Genomic DNA, 23,441 nt, shown 5'->3' with positions numbered 1-23,441 from the left:
GGGGCCGCCACCGTCCCCGCCGGCGCCGGTCAGCCCAGGAGCTCGGCCAGGGCGCGGTCAGCGTCCAGGTGGCGGTGCTCCTCGCCCTCGGGGACGACCAGCCGGCTGTGCCAGAGGAAGCGCCGCAGGTCGGCGGTGTCGAACCGGACCAGCGCGGTGCCCTCGGCCGCGCGAAGCTCGACCATGGTGCGCCGGCCGGGGGCGGGCCGGACGTGGACGTCGCCGTCGCCGGCGGCCAGCTCCAGGCCGGCCGACAGCAGCTGCCGGGCGAAGACCCACTCGATGTCCGGGCCGGCGTCCCGGCTGGCGTCCCGGCCGGAGCCCGGCCCGGCGCCGTCGCCCGGTTCGTCCAGCGAGAACTCGGCGGGGAAGCCCATCCGGACGGCGAGCGGGTCCTCCCGGCGGTAGCCGAGGGTGACCCGCAGCCGGACCGACCGGTGGGCGGAGAGGATCAGACGGGCCTGGACGGTCTCTTCGACGCTGGTGTGCACGGCGCGCCCTTTCTGGGGGAGTGAGGTCTTCGCGGTGGCATGAGGCCGGGGTGGCGGCTGTGGAGGGTGGGGCGGCCTCACTGGAGAGAGTCGGGCGGGGCGGTCGCGCTTACGCGGTTCCGGTGGGTGATTTCCGTGATCCGGGTCACATCGGTTTCCGGCCGTCCGGGCGTACCGGGGGTCGAGCCTGGCCGCTCGAACGGCGCCGGACCGGTACGCTGGACCGGTTGTCCGATTGCCGCCCGACCGCGGGCGGGGGCCGCTAAACGGCCTCTGACCTGCGATGATCCCCCTCGGAGACCGTGAGTACTGCCGCCGCCTCCTCGATGCCCCTCTTCTCCGACGCGCAGGAGCCGCACGCGCCCGCCCGGGCCGCCGGCCAAGGCGCGTCGGCCGCTTCGCACCACCTGTCGCCGGCCTTCCCCGGCCGGGCCCCCTGGGGCACCGCCGGCAAGCTCCGGGCCTGGCAGCAGGGTGCGCTGGACAGGTACATCGAGAACCAGCCGCGCGACTTCCTCGCGGTCGCGACCCCGGGCGCCGGTAAGACCACCTTCGCCCTGACGCTGGCCTCCTACCTGCTGCACAACCACCTGGTGCAGCAGATCACCGTCGTCGCGCCGACCGAGCACCTGAAGAAGCAGTGGGCCGAGGCCGCCGCCCGGATAGGCATCAAGCTCGATCCGGCCTACTCCTCGGGCCCGCTCTCCCGCGAGTACCACGGCATCGTGGTCACCTACGCGGGCGTGGGGGTCAACCCGATGCTGCACCGCAACCGGACCGAGGCCCGCAAGACGCTGGTCATCATGGACGAGATCCACCACGCCGGTGACTCGAAGTCCTGGGGCGAGGCCTGCTTCGAGGCCTTCGAGCCGGCCTCCCGCCGGCTGGCGCTGACCGGTACGCCGTTCCGTTCGGACACCAACCCGATCCCGTTCGTCCAGTACGAGGCGGGCGCCGACGGCATCCGCAAGTCGGTCGCCGACTACACCTACGGCTACGGGCACGCGCTCGCCGACCACGTCGTGCGTCCGGTGATCTTCCTGAGCTACAGCGGCAACATGCGCTGGCGCACCAAGTCCGGCGACGAGCTGGAGGCGCGGCTCGGCGAGCCGATGACCAAGGACCTGATCGCCCAGGCCTGGCGCACCGCGCTGGCGCCGCAGGGCGAGTGGATCCCCAGCGTGCTCCAGGCCGCCGACCGGCGGCTGAGCGAGGTCCGCAAGGCGATCCCGGACGCCGGCGGCCTGGTGATCGCCACCGACCAGAACACCGCCCGCGCCTACGCCAAGATCCTCCGGGAGATCAGCGGCGAGAAGGCCACCGTGGTGCTCTCCGACGAGGCGGAGGCGTCCCAGCGGATCTCCGACTTCTCGGCGGGCGACGCGCGCTGGATGGTCGCGGTCCGGATGGTGTCCGAGGGCGTCGACGTGCCGCGGCTGGCCGTGGGGGTGTACGCCACCTCGATCTCCACCCCGCTGTTCTTCGCGCAGGCCGTCGGCCGCTTCGTGCGGGCCCGCAAGCGCGGCGAGACCGCGTCCGTCTTCCTGCCGACCATCCCGACGCTGCTGGGCTTCGCCAACGAGATGGAGCTCCAGCGCGACCACGTGCTGGACCGGCCGAAGAAGGAGGGCGAGGGCCTCTTCGACGAGGAGGACCGGCTGCTCGCCGAGGCCGAGCGGGCCAACGACGGGCCGGACGGCGCGGGCGGCGAGGAGTTCTCCTACGAGGCGATCGGCTCCGACGCGGTCTTCGACCGGGTGCTGTACAACGCCATGGAATTCGGCATGCAGGCGCACCCGGGCAGCGAGGAGGAGGAGGAGTACCTCGGCATCCCGGGCCTGCTGGAGCCGGACCAGGTGCAGATGCTGCTGCAGAAGCGCCAGCACCGCCAGATCCAGCGCAGCAAGGCCAAGCCCGCCGAGGAGGCCGACCTGCTGGAGCTGCCGGCCGAGCAGCGGCCGGTGGTCACCCACCAGGAACTGCGCGAGCTGCGCAAGGAGTTGAACGCGCTGGTGGCGGCCTGGCACCACCGGACGAGCCAGCCGCACGGCACCATCCACAACGAGCTGCGGCGCCAGTGCGGCGGTCCGCTCACCGCGCAGGCGACGGTCAATCAGCTGAAGGCCCGGATCGAGCGGATCCGGGAGTGGGCGAAGTAACGGACGTCGGCGAATTGTCCGGCAACGCCCGAAGGTCATGTGACGGTCAGGCGAACGCGAAGAATCTGTGGAGACAGCCGGTGTGATGATCGGCTAGTGTTCCGCGTGCCGCGCCGCCTCCGGGTCTGTCGTGGCTGCGCCCCGCCCCGTCCGGACGGTGGCCGCAGCCCCCGGTGAGCCGGGCCGGCAACCTCACCAGTCGAGGCAGCGACCGTCCCGTCGCGAGCTCGAACATGCCGTCACAAGGAGCACACCGAACGTGTCGTACCCGCCCCACGCCCAGCCCGAGCTCTCCGACAAGTCCAAGGTCGTCGCCGGCATCCTGACGATCCTGCTCGGCAGCCTGGGCGTCGGCCGCTTCTACACCGGCCACATCGGCCTGGGCATCGCCCAGCTGCTGACCTGCGGTGGTCTCGGTGTCTGGTCGCTGATCGACGGCATCCTGTTCCTCACCAGCAACGACCGCACGGACGCCCAGGGCCGTCTGCTGCGCAGCTGATCTTGCCCAGGCCATTCGCGGCGCGCCGCCCCGGCTCCGGCCGGGGCGGCTTCGCCGTGCCCGGGGCCGACGGCCCCGCCCCCCGGCCGCCGCTCCTCGCCCGGCTGCCCCTTCCGGCCCGGCTGCGCACCGCGGGACCGCCGCTGGCGGTGCTCGGCGGCGGCCTGGCCGGCTGCGCCTACCTGTGGTCGCGCGACCCGCACCTGCCCGGGCAGCTGCTGCCGTTCTGCCCCTGGCACAAGGTCACCGGACTGGACTGCCCCGGCTGCGGCGGCACCCGGATGACGTACGACCTGCTGCACGGCGACCTCGCGGCGGCCTGGCACGACAACGCGGCGCTGTTGCTCTCGCTGCCGCTGGTCGCGCTGCTCTACCTCACCTGGCTGCGGCACGGCCTGGCCGGCCGGAGCTGGCGGCCGACGCTCGGCCGGGGCGGCACGGCGGTGGTGCTGGGCACCGCGGTGGCCTGGACGGTGCTGCGCAACCTGCTCTGAGCCGCGATCTGCTCCGAGCCCGTGATCTGCTCCGAGCCCGCGATCTGCTCCGAGCCGCGCCCGGTGAGCGGCCCCTGCCGCGACGGGGGCTGTCCGAACTTCGGACTGTGGTCGAACTTGTGCCCAGTCCAGGGCAGTGAAATGTAGGCCTTTGTCCCGGTTCGTCATGCGTGACGAAATCGATCATGCCCGAATTTTGGACAACCACTTCCGCCGCGACAATTCCTTCACTACCTTTCCCACACGCTCCCCCGTCGGGTAACCCCCGTCGGGACGGGCGCTGCAGGACCGCCAGGACGTCAAGGACGACACACCGCGGCCCGAGCGCGGCCACCCACCTGCGCGCGACACCTGAGTCCCGGACCGGCGCCGCCGCTCCGGCGGCCGCCGCGGAAAGGACATGCGCGTCGTGACTGCAGAGACCTCCCAGACCCTGGACCGGGGCGTCCGGGTCCTCAAACTCCTCGCCGACTCGGAACGCGGGCTCACCGTCACCGAGCTCGCCGCCCGTCTCGCGGTCAACCGGACCGTCGTCTACCGGCTGCTGGCCACGCTGGAGCAGCACGGGCTGGTCCGCCGCGACATCGGCGGCCGGGCCCGGGTGGGCCTGGGCGTGCTGCGGCTGGCCCACCGGGTGCACCCGCTGCTGCGCGAGGCGGCGCTGCCGGCCCTGCGCAGCCTGGCCGAGGACCTCGGCGCCACCGCCCACCTCACCCTGGTCGACGGCAACGAGGCGCTGGCCGTCGCCGTGGTCGAGCCCAGCTGGACGGACTTCCACGTCGCCTACCGGACCGGGCTGCGCCACCCGCTGGGGGAGAGCGCCGCCGGGCGGGCGATCCTCGAGGCGCGCGGCTTCCCCAGCCAGCGCCGTCCGGAGTCCGGTTTCGTCATCACCCGTGCGGAGGAGCAGTCGGGTGCGAGCGGCGCGGCCGCCGCACTGGTCGGGCTGAGCGGGATCGAGGGCAGCGTCGGCGTGGTGATGCTGAACGGGCTCGTCCCCGAGCGGGTCGGCCCCCGGGTGGTGGAGGCGGCGACCGAGGTCGCCGACGCCCTGCGATAGCGCCGGGTGTGTTTGGATGCCTCTGTGTCCGACACCAAGCTGCCCAAGGCCCTGACCGCCCCCCGCACCCGCGCGCTGGCGCTGTGCGGGGTGCTGGTCGCCGCGCTGTTCGGCGTGGCGGCCTTCGTCCCGCTGCCGTACACGCTCACCTGGCCGGGGGTCACCGCGGACACCCTCGGCAGCTACCAGGACAAGCCGGTGCTGACCGTCACCGGAGCGCCGGTGCGCACCACCGACGGGGAGCTGCGGATGGTGACCATCTCCGCGACCAATCCGGGAGACCGCACCACCTTCTGGCGGTCGCTGCGGGCCTGGTTCGACCAGGACGAGGCGGTCCGTCCGACCGAGACGGTCTACCCGCAGGGCGATCCGGCCAAGGCGCAGGAGGTGACGGCCCAGCAGATGACCGAGTCGCAGGACAGCGCCACCGCGGCCGCGCTCTCCTACCTCCACCTCTCGCCCGCGCAGGTGAAGGTGAAGGTCGACCTCGGTGACATCGGCGGCCCGAGCGCGGGCCAGATGCTGGCGCTGGGCATCGTCGACAAGCTGGCCGGCGACGGCAAGGGCGGCGACCTCACCGGCGGGCTGACGGTCGCGGGGACCGGCACCATCGACGACCAGGGCGTCATCGGCCCGGTCGGCGGCGTGCCGCTGAAGACCCAGGCGGCGGCCCGGGACGGCGCGACGGTGTTCCTGCTGCCCAAGGACGAGTGCGCGGACGCCAAGGTCAACCTGCCCGACGGTCTGCGGCTGGTGCCGGTGGGCACGCTGAGCGAGTCGATCTCCGCGCTGGACGCGCTGCGCGGCGGCGGGACCGTCCCCACCTGCTGAGGTCCCGGCGGGCACCGCCGGAGCCGGACCGGACGGGCTACTCGGCCGCGGCCTGGTCCACCAGCGGCAGGATCCGGTACGGCACCGGGTTCTCCAGCGCGATGGCCGTCGAGGAGCGGACGATCCCGTCGAACCCCACCACCCGGTCGATCACGCGCTGCAGATCGGCGTTGGACCGGGCCACGATCCGCACCATCATGTCTCCGTGCCCGGTGATCGTGTGCAGCTCCAGGACCTCCGGCACCGCCGCCAGGTGGGCCCGCACGTCGGCGCCCTGGCCCTGGGAGATCTCCAGCGTGGCGAAGGCCGTCACCGGGTAGCCGAGCGCGGCCGGGTCCACCTCGGGCCCGAAGCCGCCGATCACCCCCTTGGCCTGGAGCCGGTCGAGCCGCGCCTGGACGGTGCCCCGGGCCACCTGGAGGCGGCGCGAGCACTCCAGCACGCCGATCCGCGGCTCCTCCGCCAGCAGCCGGATCAGCCGGCCGTCCAGGACGTCGATCGCGTCGTTGGCGGTACCCGGCGCGGCGGCCGAAGACGCTTGCCCAGGAGTGGAGTTGGGCGATTCGGTGGAGTTCGGGGAACTCGGGGAGTGGGCGGGGGGCATCGCGGGGCTCCGTCCTCCGGTGGGCATTCTGTACAGCGGTGCGGCCGATTCTCCCGCCCCGGCGCACACCTTGACCAGGAGGAAACGGAACAGTTGCGCGCCGGTCGGCCCGGCGCCACCCTCCAGCCACAACCCCGTGAGCCGGTCCCCACACCGGCCCGCGGGGCAGACCGTGGTTGCGCACGCCCACCGGGAGGGCCGTCATGACCGACACCGCCGCCGAACCCCTGCTGTTCACCGCGGGCCTGGAGGAGCCCGACCTCGTCCCGATGGGGCACGCCGACGCGGTGGTCTTCGCCGTCGCCGACGCGGAGCGTGCGGCACGCCGCTACGCCACGGCGCTCGGCCTGCGCTGTACCGCCTACGCCGGGCCCGACACCGGCGAGCCGGAGACCGTCTCCTACGTGCTGCGCGCACCCGGGACCAGGTTCGTGCTGACCTCGCTGGTCCAGGTGATCGGGCCGCGCGGCCGGGAGCTGGCCGGCCACCTGGCCCGGCACGGCGACGGGGTGCTCGACCTCGCCGTCGGCGTACCGGACGTCCACTACGCCTACGACTACGCGGTGGACCGGGGCGCCAGCTCGCTCGCCGAGCCCTACGAGGCGCACGACCGGTACGGGGTGGTGGTGCTGGCCGCGATCGGGGTGCCCGGCGGCACCCGGCACACCCTGGTCGACCGCTCCCGCTACCGGGGCCCGTACCTGCCCGGGTACGTCCCCTTCGACCGGTGGTGACCGCCCGGGGGACCGCCGGGCGGACGGCGGTCAGCGGACGACCGTCTCCACCGTCGGCGGGTGGCCGTTCCAGGCGACGAAGACCGAGTTGGCCTGGTCGCCCTTGGTGAAGTCCACCCGCATCCACTGCGGGCCGTTCCAGACCTGCATCTGCCAGCCCGGGTCCGGGGTGGCGGAGACCAGCGAGGCGTTGTCCGGCCGGATGTCCAGGGCCACCTTGCCGCCGGGGACGGGGTAACTGCGCACGGTGGACGTGGCGGTCGGGGCGGCGGCCGCGGTCGTCGTGGCGGTGGTGGGCGCGGGACGGCGTGACGCCGGCGGGGTACCGGGCGCCGCCGCACTGCGCTGGGCGGTCGACGAGGCCGGCGCGGGCGTCGGGCCGGAGCTCTCCGGCCGGGGCGCGGACGGCTCCTGGGGCGGCGTCGGAACCGGCGCCGACGCGACCGGGGAGCGTGCTCCGCCGGCGGCCGGGGACGGCAGCGGCAGCGCCGTCGGCTGCTCGAACGCGGCGCCGGTCAGCACCGCGTGCACGCCGAACCAGGACAGCGCCACCGCCGCCCCGGTGGCCGCCGCCCAGGCGCCGAGCTGTACCAGTCCGTTCCGCATCGTGCGCACATCCTGCCGTATTCGGGGCCGCCGCAGGTGGGCAGCCCTGCTATTCAGCAGGCAACTTGCACAAAACACCAGGGGACGGAGCGAATCGGTCCGGAGCCGTCCGGCGGCCCCTCCCGGACCCACCCCGAGGTACAGACCACCGCACGCCGATGGCGTACCGTGCAGCCCCATGGCAACAGTGCTCGTGGTCGAGGACGACCCCTTCGTACGCTCCGCCCTCATCCGGCATCTGGCCGACACCGGTCATGCGGTCCGCAGTGTGGGCACGGCACTTGAGGCGTTGCGCGAGGTGGCCCAGGTCGGCTGCGACCTGGTGATCCTCGATCTCGGCCTGCCCGATCTGGACGGCAGCGAGGCGCTCAAGATGATCCGTGGCCTGACCAACGTGCCGGTGATCATCTCCACCGCCCGGGACGACGAGGCCGAGATCGTCCGGCTGCTCAACGACGGTGCCGACGACTACCTGGTGAAACCTTTCTCCGGGGAACACCTCAGCGCCCGGATGGCCGCCGTACTGCGCCGCCTCGGCGGCGGGACGGCCCCGGTCACCCAGGTGCTCCGGGTCGGCGGGCTCGCCATCGACCTCCAGCGCCGCGAGGCCACCCTGGACGGCCGGGCGCTCGACCTGACCCGCCGCGAGTTCGACCTGCTGGCCTTCCTCGCCGCCCGCCCCGGCGTGGTCGTGCCGCGCAAGGAGATCCTGGCCGAGGTGTGGCGCCAGACCTACGGCGGCGACCAGACCATCGACGTCCACCTCTCCTGGCTGCGCCGCAAGCTCGGCGAGACCGCCTCCAACCCCCGCTACCTGCACACCGTGCGCGGCGTCGGCGTCCGGCTGGAGGCGACCGGGCACCCGGCGGGGCCCGGCCCCGCCCCCACGGAGGGCCGGGCGTGAGGCGGTTCGGGCACTCGTTGCGCTGGGCCCTGATCAAGGCCGCGGTGGCCGGGACCACCATGGTCGCGCTGGCCTTCCTCATCCCGCTCGGGCTGATGGTCCAACAGACCGCGCGGGACCGGGCGTTCACCGCGGCCGAACGGCAGGCGGCGGCGCTCGGCCCGGCCCTCGCCATCACCACCGACCAGGGCGCCATCGCCCGTGCGGTGGCCAGTACCGACGCCGGTGCGCAGGGGCGGATGGCGGTCCATCTGCCGGCCCCGGGCCCGGTGCCGGCCGCGGACTCGCCCTCGCCGCCCTCGGCGCCGCCGAACCCGCTGCCGTCATCGCTGCCCTCCTCGTTGACCTCCGAACCGTCCTCCGAACCGTCCTCCGCCGGGGCGCCGATGATCGGGCCGGACGGCGGGGCGACCATCGGCGAGGCCCGTGCGCTGGCCGCCGACGTCGGCACCGCCGGCGGTCAGGGCCGCTCGTTCACCGTCGAGGTGCCCGGCGGCTTCGCCCTCCTGCAGCCGGTGGCCGTCGACACCGGCCGGACGGCCGTGGTCGAGGTGTTCGTGGCCGACGGCGACCTCACCCGCGGGGTCTCCACCGCCTGGCTGGTGCTGTCCGCGGTCGCGCTCGCCCTGGTCGCCATCTCGGTGCTGGTGGCCGACCGGATGGGCACCCGGATCGTCGGCTCGGCCCGCCGGCTGGCCGCCGCGGCCCGCTCGCTCGGCGGCGGCAACCTCGCCGTCCGGGTGCCCGTCGACGACCGGCAGACCGCCGGGAGCCCGGAGGAACTGCGCGAGGCCGCCCACGCGTTCAACACGATGGCCGACCGGGTCGTCCAGTTGCTCGCCGCCGAAAGGGAGTTGGCCGCCGACCTGTCGCACCGGCTGCGCACCCCGCTCACCGTGCTGCGGCTCAACGCCGCCTCGCTGGGCGAGGGCGACGCGGCCGACGCCACCCGGCACGCAGTCTCCCAACTGGAGCGCGAGGTCGATCAGATCATCCGTTCGGCCCGGCGGGCGCCCGAGGACGCGCCCGCCGTCACCGTCGGCTGCGACGCCGCCGAGGTGATCCGGGAGCGGGTCGGCTTCTGGTCCGCGCTCGCCGAGGACGAGGGGCGCCGCTGGCAGCTGGCCGGTGCCGACCAACCCGCCGGCGTGTCCGTCCAGCGCGGCGACCTCGCCGCCGCCGTCGACGCCCTGCTCGGCAACGTCTTCCGCCACACCGCCGTCGGCACCGCGTTCTCGGTCGACGTGCTCGCCACCGACAGCTCGGTGATCGTGCTGGTCGGCGACGCCGGACCGGGCTTCACCGACCCCGAGGCTGCCCTGGAGCGCGGGCAGGGCGACGGCGGCGAGGGCTCCACCGGCCTCGGCCTGGACATCGCCCGCAAGCTCGCCGAGGTCACCGGCGGCGACCTCGCGCTCGGTCGCTCCGCGGGGCTCGGCGGCGCCGAGATCCGGCTGCGGCTGCAGGCCCGCCCCGACGGCGCCCCCGCCCGCGCCAGCCGCCGGCGCAGCCGCGGCACGCTGTTCCAGCGCTGAGTGGTCCCCGGCGCCGGGCGGCCCCGCGCGCCGGTGCCGCGCACCGGTGTCCCCCCTCTTCCTTAAGCGGGCCCTAAGAGAGCTGTACCCCTCGCTCAGCAGGCCCGTTCCGGCCCTCCCGCCCCACTAGCGTCATCCGCGCCGGTCACCCGACCGAGCCGGGGCACGCCGCCCGCGACGGGTCCATCCACCCGCGCCCGGCCGCCGCGACCCCGTCCGGCCCAGCCGTCCCCCGCGCCCTCCGGGCGGGAGGCGCCCCCTACGGAGGTACGCCCATGACGACCCAGCCCGAACGCCGCCGGGGCCGCCGCCGACGCAGCCGCAAGGGAGTCGTCCTCGCCTCCTCGGCCGTCGCCGCCGCGCTGGTCGCGGGCGCGGTCGTGGCCCTCGCCTCCTCGGCCAGCGCCGCCTCGCTCGGCGCCGTCTACACCCGCACCAGCGCCTGGGACGCCGGCTACACCGGCCAGTACCTGGTCACCAACCCGGCCGACAGCGCGATCGAGGACTGGACGCTGTCCTTCGACCTGCCGGCCGGAGCGAAGATCGACTCGCTCTGGAACGCCACCTTCAGCGCCGACGGGCAGCACGTCACCGTCAAGCCCGAGGCCTGGAGCAAGCGGCTGGAGCCCGGCCGGAGCCTGGTGGTCGGCTTCGTCGCCCAGGGCGCCGGCGCCGCGCAGGCGGAGCCCGGCAACTGCCTGATCAACAACGCCTCCTGCAAGGCCGGCGACACCGTGCCGACCCCCTCGGGCCGCCCGACGGGCACCCCCGGCACCTCGCCGACCCCGACCGGCTCGCCCGTCGTGACGCCCACCGCGACGGCCACCGCCACCGCCCGGCCCACCACCGCGTCCCCGAGCCCCACCGCCACGACCAGGCCGACCACCCCGGCGCCGACCACCAGCGCCACCCCCGCGCCCACCGCCACCGCGACCGGCACGCCCGCCCCGGCCACCGGCGCCGGCTTCGCGCCGTACGTGGACACCTCGCTGTACCCGCCGTACGACCTGGTCGCCACCGCGAAGGCCACCGGCGTGAAGAACTTCACCCTCGCCTTCGTGGTCTCCGGCGGCGGCTGCACCCCGAAGTGGGGCGGCGTCAGCGAGCTGTCCGCCGACGCGGTGGCCGCCCAGATCGGCGCGCTGCGGGCGATCGGCGGCGACGTCCGGGTCTCCTTCGGCGGCGCCAACGGCAGCGAGCTGGCCCTCGCCTGCGCCACCACGGCCGACCTGACCGCCGTGTACCAGAAGACCGTCGACGCCTTCGGGCTGACCAAGGTCGACTTCGACGTCGAGGGCGGCGCGATCGCCAACACCGCCGCCAACACCCGCCGTGCCCAGGCCGTCGCCCAGCTGCAGAAGAACGCGGCCGCCAAGGGCAAGGCCCTGGACGTCTCCTTCACCCTCCCCGCGCTGCCCTCCGGCCTGACCCAGGAGGGCGTCGACCTGGTGGCCGACGCCAAGCGCAACGGCGTCGCGATCGGCGCGGTCAACATCATGGCGATGGACTTCGGGGACGGCGTCGCCCCGAACCCGCAGGGACAGATGGGCAAGTACGCCATCGCCGCGGCCACCGCCACCCAGGCCCAGGTCAAGAGCGTGCTCGGGCTGGACGACGCGGCCGCCTGGCGCAAGGTCGCGGTCACCCCGATGATCGGGGTCAACGACGTGGCCAGCGAGGTCTTCACGGTCGCCGACGCCAAGCAGCTCGCCGAGTTCGCCGGGACCAAGCACCTGGCCTGGCTGGCGATGTGGTCCGGCACCCGCGACAAGGCGTGCGCGGGCGGTGCCAAGGCGTACGCCGACGCGAGCTGCAGCAGCATCGTCCAGCAGCCGCTGGACTTCACCCGGGCCCTCGGCGCCTACGCCGGCTGAGCCCCGCGATCCCTCCCCGGGACCCCGGCCGGCCGTGCTCCGCCCGCAACGGAGTACGGCCGGCCGGGGTGCACTTCCACCCGGGCGGTCACCCTCGGTAGTCGGCTCGACCGGGCCCGGTCGCCGGGCATCCGGTATCGTCGCTGGTTGGCCGAACGGTGGACGGAGCGAACAGTGACAGCGGTGCAAGACGAGCGCAGCGTGGTGCCGACGGCACCGGACCCGGCGCCCGGACCCCTGTCGGACCGCCTCAAGGACGCCCTCGGCGCGCCCGTGCGGGCCCTGCGGGAGGCACCGCGCCGCCCGCTGCTGGCCGTCTCCGCCGTGGCGCTGCTGTCCCTGGTGGTCTACGCCGTGGTGCGGCACTTCGTCCACACCTCGATGGTCGACATGATCGTCTACCGGGCGGAGGGCGGCGCCGTCGCCGACGGGACCGACCTCTACGCGCTGCGGGTCACCGAGTGGAACCTGCCCGCCACCTACCCGCCGTTCGCCGCGATGCTGTTCGTGCCGACGACCTGGTTCCCGGTGCCGTTCCTGCGGGTGGCGATCACGCTCGGCAACCTCGGGCTGCTCGCGCTGCTCACCCACCTGTCGTTCAAGCTGGTCGGCTGGCCGCGCCGCGAACTGCGCCCGCTCGGCGTGATCCTGGTCACCGGCGGCGGCGTCTGGCTCGAACCGGTCTTCACCACGCTGCGCTACGGCCAGATCAACCTCGCGCTGGCCTGCCTGATCCTCTGGGACCTCACCCGCCCCGACGGCCGCCGCAGCAAGGGCGTCGCGATCGGCATCGCCGCGGGCATCAAGCTCACCCCCGGCCTCTTCGCCGTCTACCTGCTGCTCACCGGCCGGATCCGGGCCGCCTTCGTGGCCGGATTCACCTTCCTCGGGACCTTCCTGCTCGGCGCGCTCGTCCTGCCCGACGCCACCTGGGGCTTCTGGACCAAGTACCTGTACGACTCCTCGCGGGTCGGCAAGACCGAGATCGTCGACAACCAGTCGGTACGCGGCGCCGTCGCCCGGCTGCTGCACACCGCCGAGCCCGGGACCGTCGCGACGCTGGCCGGCGCCGTGATCGCGGTGCTCGGCCTCGCCATCGCCGCCTGGGCGGCCTCCAGCTCCCGCTGGCTGCCGCGCGCCGAGGCGTGGGGCGTCTGCTGCGCCGCCGTCACCGCGGTCCTGATCTCGCCGATCAGCTGGACCCACCACTGGATCTGGTGCGTGCCCGTGCTCGCCCTGCTCGCCTGCGAGGCCGCGGTCGAGCAGGCCCGCCCGGCCGCCGTCCGCCGACTGCGCTGGCGCGCGGCCTTCGGGGCGACGCTGATCGCCTTCTTCTCGTTCGGGATGTGGGTCGTACCGCACCACGGCGACCTCGACCTGCACCTGTCGGCGGTCAGCCAGATCCCGGCCTCGGTCTACCCGCTCGTCGGGATCTGCTTCCTGCTGGCCGCGGTGCTACGGATAAGGGCGCGGCGGCGGGCCGCCGGCGCCCCGCTCGTCCCGCTGCCCGGGCAGCGCAGCGGCGGCGGCCGTCCGGGCCCCGCGCACGACCGTCAGCAGGCCCCCGCGGCCCGCTGAGTCGCCGGGGACTCCCGGGCCCACCGGCCCGGGGGCGCTCCGCCCGGAGCCGCCGTGGGCGGGGGTCCCGCGTCCGGGGGTTCCGCGTCCGGGGGTTCCGCGTCCTGGGGTTCCGCGTCCTGGGGTTCCGCGTCCTGGGCTGTCCCGCCCGGGAGTGCCCGGTGCCGGGGCGGCCGGGGTGGGGCGGCGCCGTGCGGCGCGGTCGCTCACGCGAGCAGCTCGGCGAGCGACCCGTCCATGTCCAGCGCGGCCAGTTCGCTGCCCGGCGGCACCAGCCGGTGCGCCCGCTCCAGCCAGGCGGCCACCACCGGCAGCGGGGCCTCCAGCAGGGCATCCCCGGCGGGCGAACTCAGGGCCATGCAGAGCACGCTGCGCCGGCCCGAGCGGGTCGGCCAGATCCGCACGTCCCCCTGGCCGCACGGCCGGAAGGTGCCCTCCACCAGCAGCTCGCGGGCGAACACCCAGGTGACCGGCGAGCCGGTGTCCAGGTGGAAGGTGATGTGCACCGCGTAGGGGTCGTGGCTGCCGTAGGACAGCCGGGCCGGGACGGGGACGCTGTGCTCGGGGGAGAGCACCAGGTTCAGTTCCAGCTCGTGCTCGACCACGCTCGTCGCGCGCTCCATGATCGGGTTCCTCTCTGACTCCGGTTCGTGCCCGGTTCCGGGCCCTGTGACCTTGGAGAGCGCGGGTCGCGGGCGCTCTTACACATGTTTCCGAGATTTCTTGGCGGAGTTCCCGCGGGCGTGGGCGGGCCGTGGAGACCGTGGGGGGAGCGGGCGCGGGTCCGCTGACGCGCGCCGTCCTCCTTATCCCGGGCGGACCCGGCCTGTCCGGCGATCGCGCAACTTGCCACCTTCGCGCCGCCGAGGTACTACCCTTTGTGACTGCCCCGCGACTGTCCGCCAATGAGGCGGCGTCCTCGCGCGCGCCGACGGGCGAAGCGACCTCCGCCGCCCGAGTCGCCGTCGCGTGGTCCGCCCGCCGGGTGCGCCGCAACGGCCCTGCCAGAAAGAAGACCCCATGACGGACCGGCCCTTCGCCGGCGGCGCGGAGACGGCCGTCGGCCCCACCCCGGGGTACTACCCCGACCCCTCGGTGCCCGGCTTCGTCCGCTACTGGGGCGGGACCGCGTGGGTGCCGGGCACCAGCCGCCCGGCCCCGGCCGCGGGCGAGGTGCTGCAGCCGCCCCGGTTCGCGGCCCGCCGCGGCGGCGTGGCGGGTGGCGCGGGGGGCGGTGCGGGGGCCGGGCCCGGGGCGGGGGCGCGCTTCGTGCCGCCGCCGGCGTCGCCGGAGGCCCGTCCGCCGTCGTCCGCGGCGCCGTCTTCCGCTGCACCTCCGTCCGTCGCGCCTTCGTCGGTCGCACCTTCGTCCGTCGCGCCTTCGCGTGCGGTGCCCTCGCCCGCGGTGCCGGCGATCGCCGGGGTGTCCGGGGAGACCGGGCCGGTGTATCTGGACCAGACGGCGGGTGGGGCGTCGTTCAGCGTCGGGCCGCATCTGGCGGCCCATGCGGCGCTGCGTCCGGCGGTGGCGCAACCGGTCGCCGGTGAGGAGGCGGCGCGCGCCGGGGAGATCCGCGGCGGCGCCGTCGAGGAGGCCGAGGAGGTCGAGGAGCAGCGTGCGGGCGAGCCGGGGGCCGTCGGCTGGCAGGTCGACCCACGGGCGCAGCGTGGCCTGATGGAGACCGGCGGTGCACCGCGCTGGGTCTCCTGGGGCGTGCTGCCGGGGGCGGAGCCCGCCTCCGGCGCGGACGGGCCGGCGGAGGATCGGGCGGTGGGCGCGGCGCGGCCGTCCGGCGTGGCATCCGGCGAGCGGGCGGAACCCGGTGCCGCGCCGGTGGCCGGGCGTGCCCCCGGGGCGGTGCCGGTGCCCGCGTCGGTGCCTGCGCCTGCCTCGGAGCCGGAGCCGGAGCCGGTGTCGGAGTCGCAGCCGGAGCCCGAGCCCGAGCCGGTGCCGGGGTCGGAGCCGGAAGCCGCGGCCGAGTCGGCCGTCGCGGTGGTGCCCGCCGTCACGGTCCCCCGCACCCTCACCACCTCGTCCGCCGCCCCGGTCGCGGGGCCGGTCGGAGCCCCCGCTCCGGGCGCGCTCGCCGACCGGGCGAAGGCCGGGGCCGCCGCGCCCCGGCCGGCTCGCCGTCGCCCCCCCGCCCCGCTGCCCGCAGGGCTCGGACGCCGGCTGGCCGCCCGGCTGGTGGACACCGCCGTCCTCGCCGTGGTCGCCACCGCGACCGCCATCCCGCTCGGCAACTCCGTGGTGTCCCACGTCCAGCAGAAGCTCGACCAGGCCAGGATGGCCAGCGCGCTGACCCGCCGCCAGGTGGACGTCTGGCTGGTGGACGGGGTGGTGCTGGGCAAGGTGGCCGTCCTGTTCGCCGTCCTCGCCTTCGTCGGGGTGCTCTACGAAGTCCTGCCGACCGCCCGCACCGGGCAGACCTTCGGCAAGCGCCTGGTCCGGATCCGGGTGGTCGACGCGGCCCCGTCGGCCGCCCGCGGCCGGCTGAGCCTCGCCCGGTCGCTGGCCCGCTGGCTGGCCCGGAACGCCTCGGCGGTGCTGCTGCTCGGCCTGGTCTGGCCGCTGTTCGACCGCCCCGCCCGGCGCGGGTGGCACGACCGGATGGCGGGCACCCGGGTGGTCCGGGGCTGACTGCGGTCCGCCGGAGGTTGCCGGGCGAAACGGACTAAATATCCGAAACTTAGCCAATCTGCAATGTTCTACTCGGTGAATGAGCACCCAGAACCCCTCAGGCTCCGAGCCGGAGGGGGGCGGTCAGCCCTCCTTCGACAAGCAGCCCCCGTCCCCGGGTGGCGGCACGCCGGAAGGTGCGCCGTCGGACCCGTCCGGAAACCCGCCGCCGTCCTCGACCCCGCCGCCCGGCAGTCCCTACGGCGACCGGCCCGGCGCGTACGGGGGCGACTACGGGGGCACCCCCGGCGGTTCGCCGTACGGGCAACCGCCGTACGGGCAGGACCCGTACGGCGGGCCGCCGTCCGACCAGCCGCCGCCCGGGTACGGGCCCGCGGGGCACGGCACGCCCGGCGCCGGGCCCGTGCCTGGGATGCCGCCGCTCGGCACCTGGCCGAACCGGATCCTCGCGCAGGTGATCGACTACGTCCTGGTGCAGATCGTGGCGATCATCCTGGTGCTGCCCTTCGCCACGCTCAGCGACCGCTCGGGCGAGGCCGGCGCGTTCTGGCTGGCCTGCGGCCTCTACCTGATCTACGACGGCGTGATGCTCAGCCGGGACGGCCAGACCCTCGGCAAGAAGGCCATGAAGATCAGGGTCGCGATGCTGATCGACGGCAGCACGCCGCCCCCGGCCGCCGCCTGGACCAGGGCCGCCGTCTTCATCCTCCCTGCGGTCATCTGCTGCGCGGCGCTCTGGTGGCTGATCGACGGGCTGTTCGGCGTCTTCGACAAGCCGTACCGCCAGTGCCTCCACGACAAGGCCGCGAAGACCGTGGTGGTCTCCACGGTCTGATCCCGCCCGCGCGTCCGGACCGCCCGGTGGTGCCGCCTCAGCGCTGCCGGGCGTACGCGTGCCCGGCCGGGGCCGGAGCATCGGCTTGGAGGGGTGCCGCGCCGGGCGTGGCGGTCGCGCCGGCCGTGGCGGTGGTGCGGCGCTGCGCGGCGGTGGACAGCGACAGCAGCGTCACCAGCGTCCCGAGGGCGAGTGCGAAGCCCACCAGCACGGCGATCTCCAGGACGCCCGTGGCGCCCGAGACGGCCAGCAGCGCCACGGCGGCGGCGACGACGGTGCAGGTGCCGAGGCAGAACTGAGCGGGGGTCGGGCGCGGCATGGCGATCGGTCCTTCGCACGTCGGGGGAACGGGCGGGAAGCGGGGTGGAGCGGTGCCGGTGCTGGAAGCCTCTCCACAACTCCTACCCAGTACGGCAGTTCGGTAAGTGCAGCCTAAGCCGCCGGATCCGGGGCACGGGGGGCGCACAGGCTCACTGCGGGGTCGTCCGCCCCACTCGGTACGGTGACCGGGACACATTCCTTGACACCCGACGCCCCAGGGGGAGACCCTCCGTGCCCATCCCCGCCGACTGGCCCGCCACCGAGGCCGAGGCGCTCGCCGAACAGGAACGGCTGCGACCGCTCGTCCAGCCGTACGGCCCCGGCCCGGGGGCCGGCACCGAGGCCGACGACACGCTGATCGCCGGTGTGGACGTCGCCTACGACGACGAACGGGACCTCGTGGTCGCCGCCGCCGTGGTCCTGGACCGCGCCACCCTGGCCGTCGTCGACGAGTCGACCGCCGTCGGCCGGATCGCCTTCCCCTACGTACCCGGCCTGCTCGCCTTCCGTGAACTCCCGGCCGTGCTGGACGCCCTGGCCGCCCTCCGCCGCACCCCCGGCACCGTGGTCTGCGACGGCTACGGCCTCGCCCACCCGCGCCGCCTCGGCCTGGCCAGCCACCTCGGCGTGCTCACCGGCCTGCGCACACTCGGCGTCGCCAAGACCCCGTTCGTCTTCGACCACCACGAGCCCGGGGCCGCCCGCGGCGCCTGGACCCCGCTCACCGACCCGGCCACCGGGGAGGAGGTCGGCCGCGCCGTCCGGACCAGAGCCGGCGTCAAACCGGTGTTCGTCTCCGTCGGCCACCGGATCGGCCTGTCCGAGGCGGTCGCCACCACCCTGGCCCTCGCCCCGCACTACCGGCTGCCCGAGACCACCCGCCGCGCCGACTCGCTCTGCCGCCGCGCCCTCACGGCTCGACAGCGTGGAACATCCGTGAACTGACGGTCCGCCAGGACGTCGGCCGCTTCGCCGCGAGCACCGTTCAGCTTGCCCCGCCCATGTGTTAGACATGTGTCTCCCGGAGCTGTGCACGACAGCGCGGGGCGGACGCACGGGGGAGGCGCCGGACGTGTCAACGGGGACCGGATCGACGGGCGGGGCCGGCGGCGGCTACCGCGTCGAAGTCGAGCAACTACGGGCCTTCGCCGCCCAGGTGCGGCTCCTGCTGGCCGAGTTCGAACGCCATGCCGACGGCACCCGCACCCACGGACAGAGCGCCGTCGGCAAGACCTCCTTCGGCACCTTCGCCGAGGCCACCGAACTGCACGGCCGGTACCAGACGATGCGCGACGGCCTGCGCGACGTGCTCAACCAGCTCCAGGAGGCCGTCGACGAGGCCCAGAAGAAGGCCGAACTCACCGCCACCAACTACCAGGAGCAGGAACACCGCACCGCCGGCAAGCTGAAACTCGGCGACGACGGCTGGTCGGTGGCGGCACCGTCCGCCACCAGCACCGCCGCCTACACCCGCACGGTGGCGCCGCCCCGGCACGACGGCGGGAAGTCCGAACGATGAGCGCCGACCGGGCACAGCCCCGCGGGAACGGAGGCGGCCGCCGATGACGTACACCAACTTCAACGACTACAGCCACGCCGAACTCCGGAAGATGGCCCAGGCCCTCAACCCCGGAGAGGTGATGGCCGCCGGCGACCCCTGGCGCCGCGCCGCCGACACCCTCAAAGCCATCCGCGCCACCCTCACCCGGGCCAGCACCGAGGCCGCCGTCAGCTGGGAAGGCACCACCAGCGACGCCTTCCACACCCGCATGCTCAACCTCGCCGCCACCATCAACAACGCGGCCTCCTACGCCAACGACGCCGCCAACACCCTCAAGGCGATGTCCGAGGCCATCGCCAAGGCCAAGCACGACATGCCCGAGGAACCCAGCGGCTGGGACCAGGTCAAGGACGGCATCGGCGACACCGTCTCGTCCCTCTTCGGCGACGACGACGAGGACAGCAGGACGGCCATCGCCGAACAGCGCAAACTCGAAGCCGCCGCGGTGATGCAGACCCTCGCCATGCACTACCGCGTCGCCACCCCGATGCTGAAGCCACCACCGCCTTACCAGCCGCTCGGAAAGCTGGGTGACAATCGCGACATCGGTCCTCAGGACGATTCGAGCGGCTCGGCAGCCGTCGCCAGCGCGATGATGGCGGGCACCGGCCTCGGCGGTCCCACGATGACTCCGACCCAGGTCGGGGAGCAGCAGGCCCAGCCTCGGAGGACGTCCGAGCCGCCCCCGGTCAAGCGCCCCGTCTCGGCCGCTCCTCCCGCGCCCACCGATGCGGGGATCAAGGGCGGTACCGCGCAGACGCTTCCCAAGCCCCCCGGAACGACGAACTACGGCCCGGGAGTGGGTATCGATGCCGCGGTGGTGAACGCTCCCAACAACGCCACCAGCAACAACGTCGTGACAGCCGGAACACAGTCGTCCGGTGGCAATCCGGGTAGCGGGCCAGGAAGGCTTCCGAGGCCCACCGGGGCCGTCCCCGGAGGCGGGCCGTCCGTCGACCCGGGCGGGACGACCGCGGGTGCGAAGAGTGCCTCCGGAAGCGCCCAGGGCAACGGTGCCGGCTTGGGTAAGGACCCGATGGGCCGGCCGAGCGCCGCTGAGAAGTCTGTGAACCGTAGCGGTCGAGCCGTCGGCGCCGGTGGGGTGTTCGGGAGCGGGAGCGGGAGCGGAGCCGGTGGCCGTGGCGCAGGTGCGACCACGGGCGGCAGCAGGACACCGGGGCGTACCGGCGGTGTCATCGGTGAGGGCGGCCGTTCCAGCACCGGCGGGGGCGGTAGGTACGCATTCACCGAGGGCGGCTCGGGCCTGGGCGCCCGAGCCCGGGCGAAGGCCGACCTGGGGGTCGGAGGTACGAGCGGCGTGGCACCGGGAGTGCCGGTCGGCGAGGCCAGGCAGCGCAAGAAGAACGAGGAGAAGAGCTCCAAGCGCCCGGACTATCTGGTGGAGGACGAGGAGACCTGGGCGTCGGACAAACCGACCAATCCGAACGTGGTGGAATGAGCCTGTCCTCGGGGAGGGCGGGTTGATCTGATCCGGTGTCCCGCAGATCGGTGATCTGCGGGGCACATCGCTGAGTGGAGTGACCAGATTTGACGAGCAACCGACTGGCGCGCAGTGCAGCGGCTATCGCCGCTGGGGGCTTGCTCTGGGCCACCTGCGCCACGCCGGCAGCGGCAGATCAGATCCGCGACAAGCAGTGGGCTCTGAAGACCTTCGAAGCCGAGAAGAAGGTCTGGCCAGTCAGCCAGGGCGAAGGCGTGATTGTCGGGCTGCTGGACAGTGGAGTCAGCCAGGAACACCAGGACTTGGCAGGGCAGGTCCTCCCCGGCGCCGACTTCTCCGGGGCGAACTCGGACGGGCGTGTCGACAGCGACGGCCATGGAACGTCGATGGCGAGTCTGATCGTGGGGCACGGGCACGGCGCCCAGGACGGAATCATGGGGCTGGCGCCCAAGGCGAAAGTCCTCCCCGTCAGACTGACGGCGAACGGCGAAGCGACAGGGCTTCAACAGAACAGCCTTGCGTCGGCCGTTCGGTTCGCGGTGGACCACGGCGCGAAGGTGGTCAATATGTCCATCGGCGGAGCGTCCCGATTCGACTCCGAGGTGCGCGAGGCCATCGGCTATGCCGCTTCCAAGGACGTCCTGCTGGTAGCCGCCGCCGGGAATACCGGAGGGGATCTGAAGGCAGTCTCGTACCCGGCCGCGTTTCCCGGGGTCGTCGCGGTCGGAGCCGTCGACGACGGAGGACGGGTCTGGGAGAGGTCCACCTCAGGGCCCGAGGTCACCCTGGCCGCGCCGGGGGTCGAGGTCTATCAGGCCACGGCCAAGTCCGCGTCGAGCTATGGCATCGGCAACGGCACCTCCGACGCCACCGCCTACGTCTCGGCCACCGCCGCGCTGATCAGGTCGAAGTATCCCGGGCTCTCGGCGGGGCAGGTCATCAATCGGATGATCAAGAGTGCGACGGCGCCGGGGGACGGCTCGGCGGTGCCGAACGCGCATTACGGGTACGGGATCGTCGATCCGGCCAGGGCGCTGGAGGCGAATCCCGCGGTGGACGGCGGGCCCAGGGCCAATCCGTTGCTCGGGCGGGCGGAGTCGCAGGGGGCTCCGCCGGATTCCGGGGCGGTGCCCGGCGACGGTGCCTCCGGGCCGCCGATGGCGGCGCCGGTGGCGGCGCCGGTGGCGGGGGCGGGCGGGAACGCGGGGGTCACGTACACGCTGCTCGGGGCCGGGGGGCTGCTGGTGCTGGTGGTCGCCGGGGTGGCGGCGGGGTTGGCGGCGCGGGCGCGGAAGCGGCGGCGGGCCGTCGCGGCGAGCCCCTATCCGTACCCGCCGCAGTGGTGAGCCGGGTGTGCGCGGGCGCCGTCCTCAGAGCCGGCGGTGCATGATGTGCAGGCCGACGTAGCCCTTCCGGGGGTGGTGGAAGGCTTCGGGGACGGTGGTGAGGATCTCGAAGCCCAGGGACTCCCAGAGGGCCACCGCCCGGGTGTTGGTCTCCACGACGGCGTTGAACTGCATCGCGCGGTAGCCGTCGGCGCGGGCCTGGTCGAGGACGTGGGCGCCGAGGGCGCGGGCGACGCCCCGGCCGGAGTGGCGGGGGTCGACCATGAAGCCCGCGTTGGCGACGTGGGCGCCGCCGCCGGCCTGGTTGGGGTGGCTCTCGGCGGTGCCCAGGACGGTGCCGTCCTCGTCGACGGCGACGAAGGTGCGGCCGGGGGCGGGTTTGCACCAGAGCGCGCGGGCCCGGTCCTCGGTGGTGTCGCGGTCCCAGCTGTAGGTCTCGCCGGCGGCGACGATCTCGCGGAGGAAGGCCCAGATGGCCGGCCAGTCGGCGGGGGTGGCTTCGCGGATGAGCATGGTGCCCAGCATGGACCCGGGAACCCCCGCCCGACCAGGGGGTTTCGCCGCGCGACGCCCCGCCGCCCCGACGCCCGGCCGCCCCGCCACCCGGTCGCGACGCCACCCCGTCGTGCGGCCCCGGCTACGCCGCGACGGCGATCTGCTCACGGTGGTGCGCCGGTGCGGCGGCCTCGTCGACGACGGCCACCGCGAGGTCGGCCTGGGCGATCCGCTCGCCGAGGACCCGCGGGCCGCCGACCCGGTAGCGGCCGGTACCGGGCGCGGTGCGGTCGAGGTCGAGGGGCGGGGTGACGACGACCCAGTCCAGCGCGGGGGCGGACGCCCGCAGCCGGTCCAGTGCGCCGGAGTGGCCGAGCGAGAAGGCGCGGTAGGCCTCGGGGAACGCGGGGTCGTCGTGGACGGCGGTGCCGGGCGCGGTCTCCAGCGTGGTGGCGACTCCCACGTGGACCAGGCGGTGGACCCCGGCCGTGGCGAGGCCGGCCACCAGGGCGTCGGTGGCGGCCCGGTAGAACCGGACGGAGGGCACGTCGGGGGTGTACACGGTGCTGACGGCGGCGGTGTGCCCGAGGGCCGAGGCGGCGACGGCGGCCTCGTCGGTGACGTCGCAGCGGACCAGGGCGGCGCCGGTGTCCGCGAGGTCGCGGTGGCGCTCGGGGTCGCGCACGGCGGCGGTGACGGTCAGCCCGCGCCGCCGGGCCTCGGCGACCACGGCGCGCCCGACCTGCCCGCCCGCGCCGAACACGACGACGTCTGTTCCGACCTGCTCGCCGGTGCTGCTCATGGCGGTCTCCGTCCGCTCGCCGGGGGCGCTGTCGCCCGCCGTTGCCGGGACGGTAGACCGGGGGGGTGCCGGTTACTTCAACGGTACCGGCGCGGGGCCGGCCGGACGCCGCGTCGGCTACCTTCGGGGCATGACCCGGCCCGTACTCGAACCGCTGTCCCCGGACTTCTTCGACCCGGACTGCCCGGTGCCGACGATCCCGGTGCTGGGCGGCCGGAAGTGGTCCTGGAGGATCATGCGCTGTCTGGAGGGCGGCCCGCGCCGCTTCTCCGAGCTGCGGGTGCCGCTGGTCGGCATCACCTCGAAGGTGCTGGCCGAGTCCTTGCGCGCGATGGAGCAGGACGGCGCGGTGAGCCGCACCGAGTACGACGAGAACCCGCCCCGGGTGGAGTACGCGCTGACGCCGCTCGGCCGCACGCTGCTGGAGCCGATGGACGCGCTCTGCGACTGGAGCCGCCGGAACCTGGCCGGCCTGCTGGAGGCGCGGGAGGCGTACGAGCGGGACGAGGCCGGGCGGAACGGCTGAGCCGGGCGGGACGGCTGAGCGGGGCGGCGCGGCCGTGCGGCGCTGGCAGGATGTCGGCGGTCGCTGGCGGTCGGGCCGCTGGTG

The 23,441-nt window shown here is 74.5% G+C and carries 24 protein-coding genes and 1 pseudogene; 18 read left to right on the top strand and 7 right to left on the bottom strand.

The features are described from left to right. Positions 1-29 precede the first annotated feature (29 nt). Positions 30-491 (bottom strand): SsgA family sporulation/cell division regulator, encoded by a 462-nt coding sequence (locus ACFWA9_RS19785; RefSeq protein ID WP_380388533.1) that lies wholly within the window; start codon positions 489-491, stop codon positions 30-32. Between the two features lie 326 nt (positions 492-817). Between ACFWA9_RS19785 and ACFWA9_RS19780 the strand changes: the two genes are divergently transcribed. The 5 genes from ACFWA9_RS19780 to ACFWA9_RS19760 all read left to right on the top strand — a co-directional run bounded on the left by ACFWA9_RS19780 (position 818) and on the right by ACFWA9_RS19760 (position 5,534). Next, positions 818-2,650: a DEAD/DEAH box helicase gene (locus ACFWA9_RS19780; RefSeq protein ID WP_352293248.1), complete on the top strand. Its 1,833-nt coding sequence runs from the start codon at positions 818-820 to the stop codon at positions 2,648-2,650. A 259-nt stretch (positions 2,651-2,909) separates the two neighbouring features. After that, positions 2,910-3,149: a TM2 domain-containing protein gene (locus tag ACFWA9_RS19775; RefSeq protein WP_380388532.1), complete on the top strand. Its 240-nt coding sequence runs from the start codon at positions 2,910-2,912 to the stop codon at positions 3,147-3,149. A gap of 104 nt (positions 3,150-3,253) precedes the next feature. Beyond that, entirely contained in the window at positions 3,254-3,643 is a 390-nt protein-coding gene (locus ACFWA9_RS19770) for a DUF2752 domain-containing protein (protein WP_380388539.1), read from the top strand. A gap of 409 nt (positions 3,644-4,052) precedes the next feature. Next, complete coding sequence (locus ACFWA9_RS19765; RefSeq protein ID WP_329487863.1) at positions 4,053-4,703, top strand: helix-turn-helix domain-containing protein; 651 nt, start codon at positions 4,053-4,055, stop codon at positions 4,701-4,703. Positions 4,704-4,727: 24 nt separating this feature from the next. Next, entirely contained in the window at positions 4,728-5,534 is an 807-nt protein-coding gene (locus tag ACFWA9_RS19760; RefSeq protein WP_380388530.1) for a S16 family serine protease, read from the top strand. Between the two features lie 37 nt (positions 5,535-5,571). On the opposite strand, the gene ACFWA9_RS19755 is transcribed toward ACFWA9_RS19760, so the two are convergent. After that, positions 5,572-6,138: an Lrp/AsnC family transcriptional regulator gene (locus tag ACFWA9_RS19755; protein WP_329487861.1), complete on the bottom strand. Its 567-nt coding sequence runs from the start codon at positions 6,136-6,138 to the stop codon at positions 5,572-5,574. Between the two features lie 203 nt (positions 6,139-6,341). Between ACFWA9_RS19755 and ACFWA9_RS19750 the strand changes: the two genes are divergently transcribed. Beyond that, positions 6,342-6,872, top strand: coding sequence for a VOC family protein (locus ACFWA9_RS19750; RefSeq protein WP_329487860.1), 531 nt, complete (start codon positions 6,342-6,344; stop codon positions 6,870-6,872). Between the two features lie 30 nt (positions 6,873-6,902). Here ACFWA9_RS19750 and ACFWA9_RS19745 read toward each other — a convergent pair whose 3' ends face one another. Beyond that, positions 6,903-7,478 carry a hypothetical protein gene (locus ACFWA9_RS19745; RefSeq protein ID WP_352293234.1) on the bottom strand — a complete coding sequence of 192 codons (576 nt, stop codon included), beginning with the start codon at positions 7,476-7,478 and terminating at the stop codon, positions 6,903-6,905. A gap of 178 nt (positions 7,479-7,656) precedes the next feature. Between ACFWA9_RS19745 and ACFWA9_RS19740 the strand changes: the two genes are divergently transcribed. From ACFWA9_RS19740 to ACFWA9_RS19725, 4 genes are all read left to right on the top strand, one after another. Next, positions 7,657-8,382 carry a response regulator transcription factor gene (locus tag ACFWA9_RS19740; protein WP_329487858.1) on the top strand — a complete coding sequence of 242 codons (726 nt, stop codon included), beginning with the start codon at positions 7,657-7,659 and terminating at the stop codon, positions 8,380-8,382. Between the two features lie 17 nt (positions 8,383-8,399). Further along, a complete protein-coding gene (locus tag ACFWA9_RS19735; protein WP_380388537.1) occupies positions 8,400-9,917 on the top strand; it encodes an ATP-binding protein in 1,518 nt (505 codons plus the stop codon). 275 nt (positions 9,918-10,192) lie between these two features. After that, complete coding sequence (locus ACFWA9_RS19730) at positions 10,193-11,791, top strand: cellulose binding domain-containing protein (RefSeq protein WP_380388527.1); 1,599 nt, start codon at positions 10,193-10,195, stop codon at positions 11,789-11,791. A gap of 174 nt (positions 11,792-11,965) precedes the next feature. Beyond that, positions 11,966-13,369, top strand: a complete 1,404-nt coding sequence (locus ACFWA9_RS19725; protein ID WP_352293231.1) for a glycosyltransferase 87 family protein — start codon at positions 11,966-11,968, stop codon at positions 13,367-13,369. Between the two features lie 206 nt (positions 13,370-13,575). On the opposite strand, the gene ACFWA9_RS19720 is transcribed toward ACFWA9_RS19725, so the two are convergent. Continuing rightward, entirely contained in the window at positions 13,576-13,992 is a 417-nt protein-coding gene (locus tag ACFWA9_RS19720) for an SsgA family sporulation/cell division regulator (protein WP_352293229.1), read from the bottom strand. A 397-nt stretch (positions 13,993-14,389) separates the two neighbouring features. Between ACFWA9_RS19720 and ACFWA9_RS19715 the strand changes: the two are divergent. The 3 genes and pseudogenes from ACFWA9_RS19715 to ACFWA9_RS19705 form a co-directional block, all read left to right on the top strand. Then, a pseudogene (locus ACFWA9_RS19715) lies at positions 14,390-14,491 on the top strand (hypothetical protein); the annotation flags it as partial. A 321-nt stretch (positions 14,492-14,812) separates the two neighbouring features. Beyond that, positions 14,813-16,009 carry an RDD family protein gene (locus ACFWA9_RS19710; RefSeq protein WP_380388535.1) on the top strand — a complete coding sequence of 399 codons (1,197 nt, stop codon included), beginning with the start codon at positions 14,813-14,815 and terminating at the stop codon, positions 16,007-16,009. Positions 16,010-16,088: 79 nt separating this feature from the next. Continuing rightward, positions 16,089-16,844, top strand: a complete 756-nt coding sequence (locus tag ACFWA9_RS19705) for an RDD family protein (protein WP_380388525.1) — start codon at positions 16,089-16,091, stop codon at positions 16,842-16,844. 37 nt (positions 16,845-16,881) lie between these two features. Here ACFWA9_RS19705 and ACFWA9_RS19700 read toward each other — a convergent pair whose 3' ends face one another. Beyond that, on the bottom strand, positions 16,882-17,163 hold the full coding sequence (locus tag ACFWA9_RS19700; RefSeq protein ID WP_380388523.1) for a hypothetical protein: 282 nt from the start codon (positions 17,161-17,163) through the stop codon (positions 16,882-16,884). 233 nt (positions 17,164-17,396) lie between these two features. Here ACFWA9_RS19700 and ACFWA9_RS19695 point away from each other — a divergent pair, with 233 nt between their 5' ends. From ACFWA9_RS19695 to mycP, 4 genes are all read left to right on the top strand, one after another. Beyond that, positions 17,397-18,110 (top strand): endonuclease V, encoded by a 714-nt coding sequence (locus ACFWA9_RS19695; protein ID WP_380388521.1) that lies wholly within the window; start codon positions 17,397-17,399, stop codon positions 18,108-18,110. A gap of 127 nt (positions 18,111-18,237) precedes the next feature. Further along, complete coding sequence (locus tag ACFWA9_RS19690) at positions 18,238-18,684, top strand: hypothetical protein (RefSeq protein ID WP_329487850.1); 447 nt, start codon at positions 18,238-18,240, stop codon at positions 18,682-18,684. Between the two features lie 91 nt (positions 18,685-18,775). After that, positions 18,776-20,185, top strand: coding sequence for a hypothetical protein (locus ACFWA9_RS19685; protein WP_380388519.1), 1,410 nt, complete (start codon positions 18,776-18,778; stop codon positions 20,183-20,185). 89 nt (positions 20,186-20,274) lie between these two features. After that, positions 20,275-21,534: a type VII secretion-associated serine protease mycosin gene (gene mycP / locus ACFWA9_RS19680; protein WP_380388517.1), complete on the top strand. Its 1,260-nt coding sequence runs from the start codon at positions 20,275-20,277 to the stop codon at positions 21,532-21,534. A 24-nt stretch (positions 21,535-21,558) separates the two neighbouring features. Here mycP and ACFWA9_RS19675 read toward each other — a convergent pair whose 3' ends face one another. Both ACFWA9_RS19675 and ACFWA9_RS19670 read right to left on the bottom strand, forming a co-directional pair. Then, entirely contained in the window at positions 21,559-22,047 is a 489-nt protein-coding gene (locus tag ACFWA9_RS19675) for a GNAT family N-acetyltransferase (RefSeq protein ID WP_329487847.1), read from the bottom strand. Between the two features lie 124 nt (positions 22,048-22,171). Then, positions 22,172-22,831: an NAD(P)-dependent oxidoreductase gene (locus tag ACFWA9_RS19670; protein WP_380388515.1), complete on the bottom strand. Its 660-nt coding sequence runs from the start codon at positions 22,829-22,831 to the stop codon at positions 22,172-22,174. 130 nt (positions 22,832-22,961) lie between these two features. Here ACFWA9_RS19670 and ACFWA9_RS19665 point away from each other — a divergent pair, with 130 nt between their 5' ends. After that, the gene (locus ACFWA9_RS19665; protein WP_380388513.1) at positions 22,962-23,357 is read left to right on the top strand and encodes a winged helix-turn-helix transcriptional regulator; all 396 of its coding nucleotides are present in this window, start codon (positions 22,962-22,964) and stop codon (positions 23,355-23,357) included. Positions 23,358-23,441 lie beyond the last annotated feature (84 nt).

Source organism: Kitasatospora sp. NPDC059973 (assembly GCF_042737525.1).
Classification (GTDB): Bacteria; Actinomycetota; Actinomycetes; order Streptomycetales; family Streptomycetaceae; genus Kitasatospora.
This window is presented reverse-complemented; position numbering and strand designations above follow the sequence as displayed.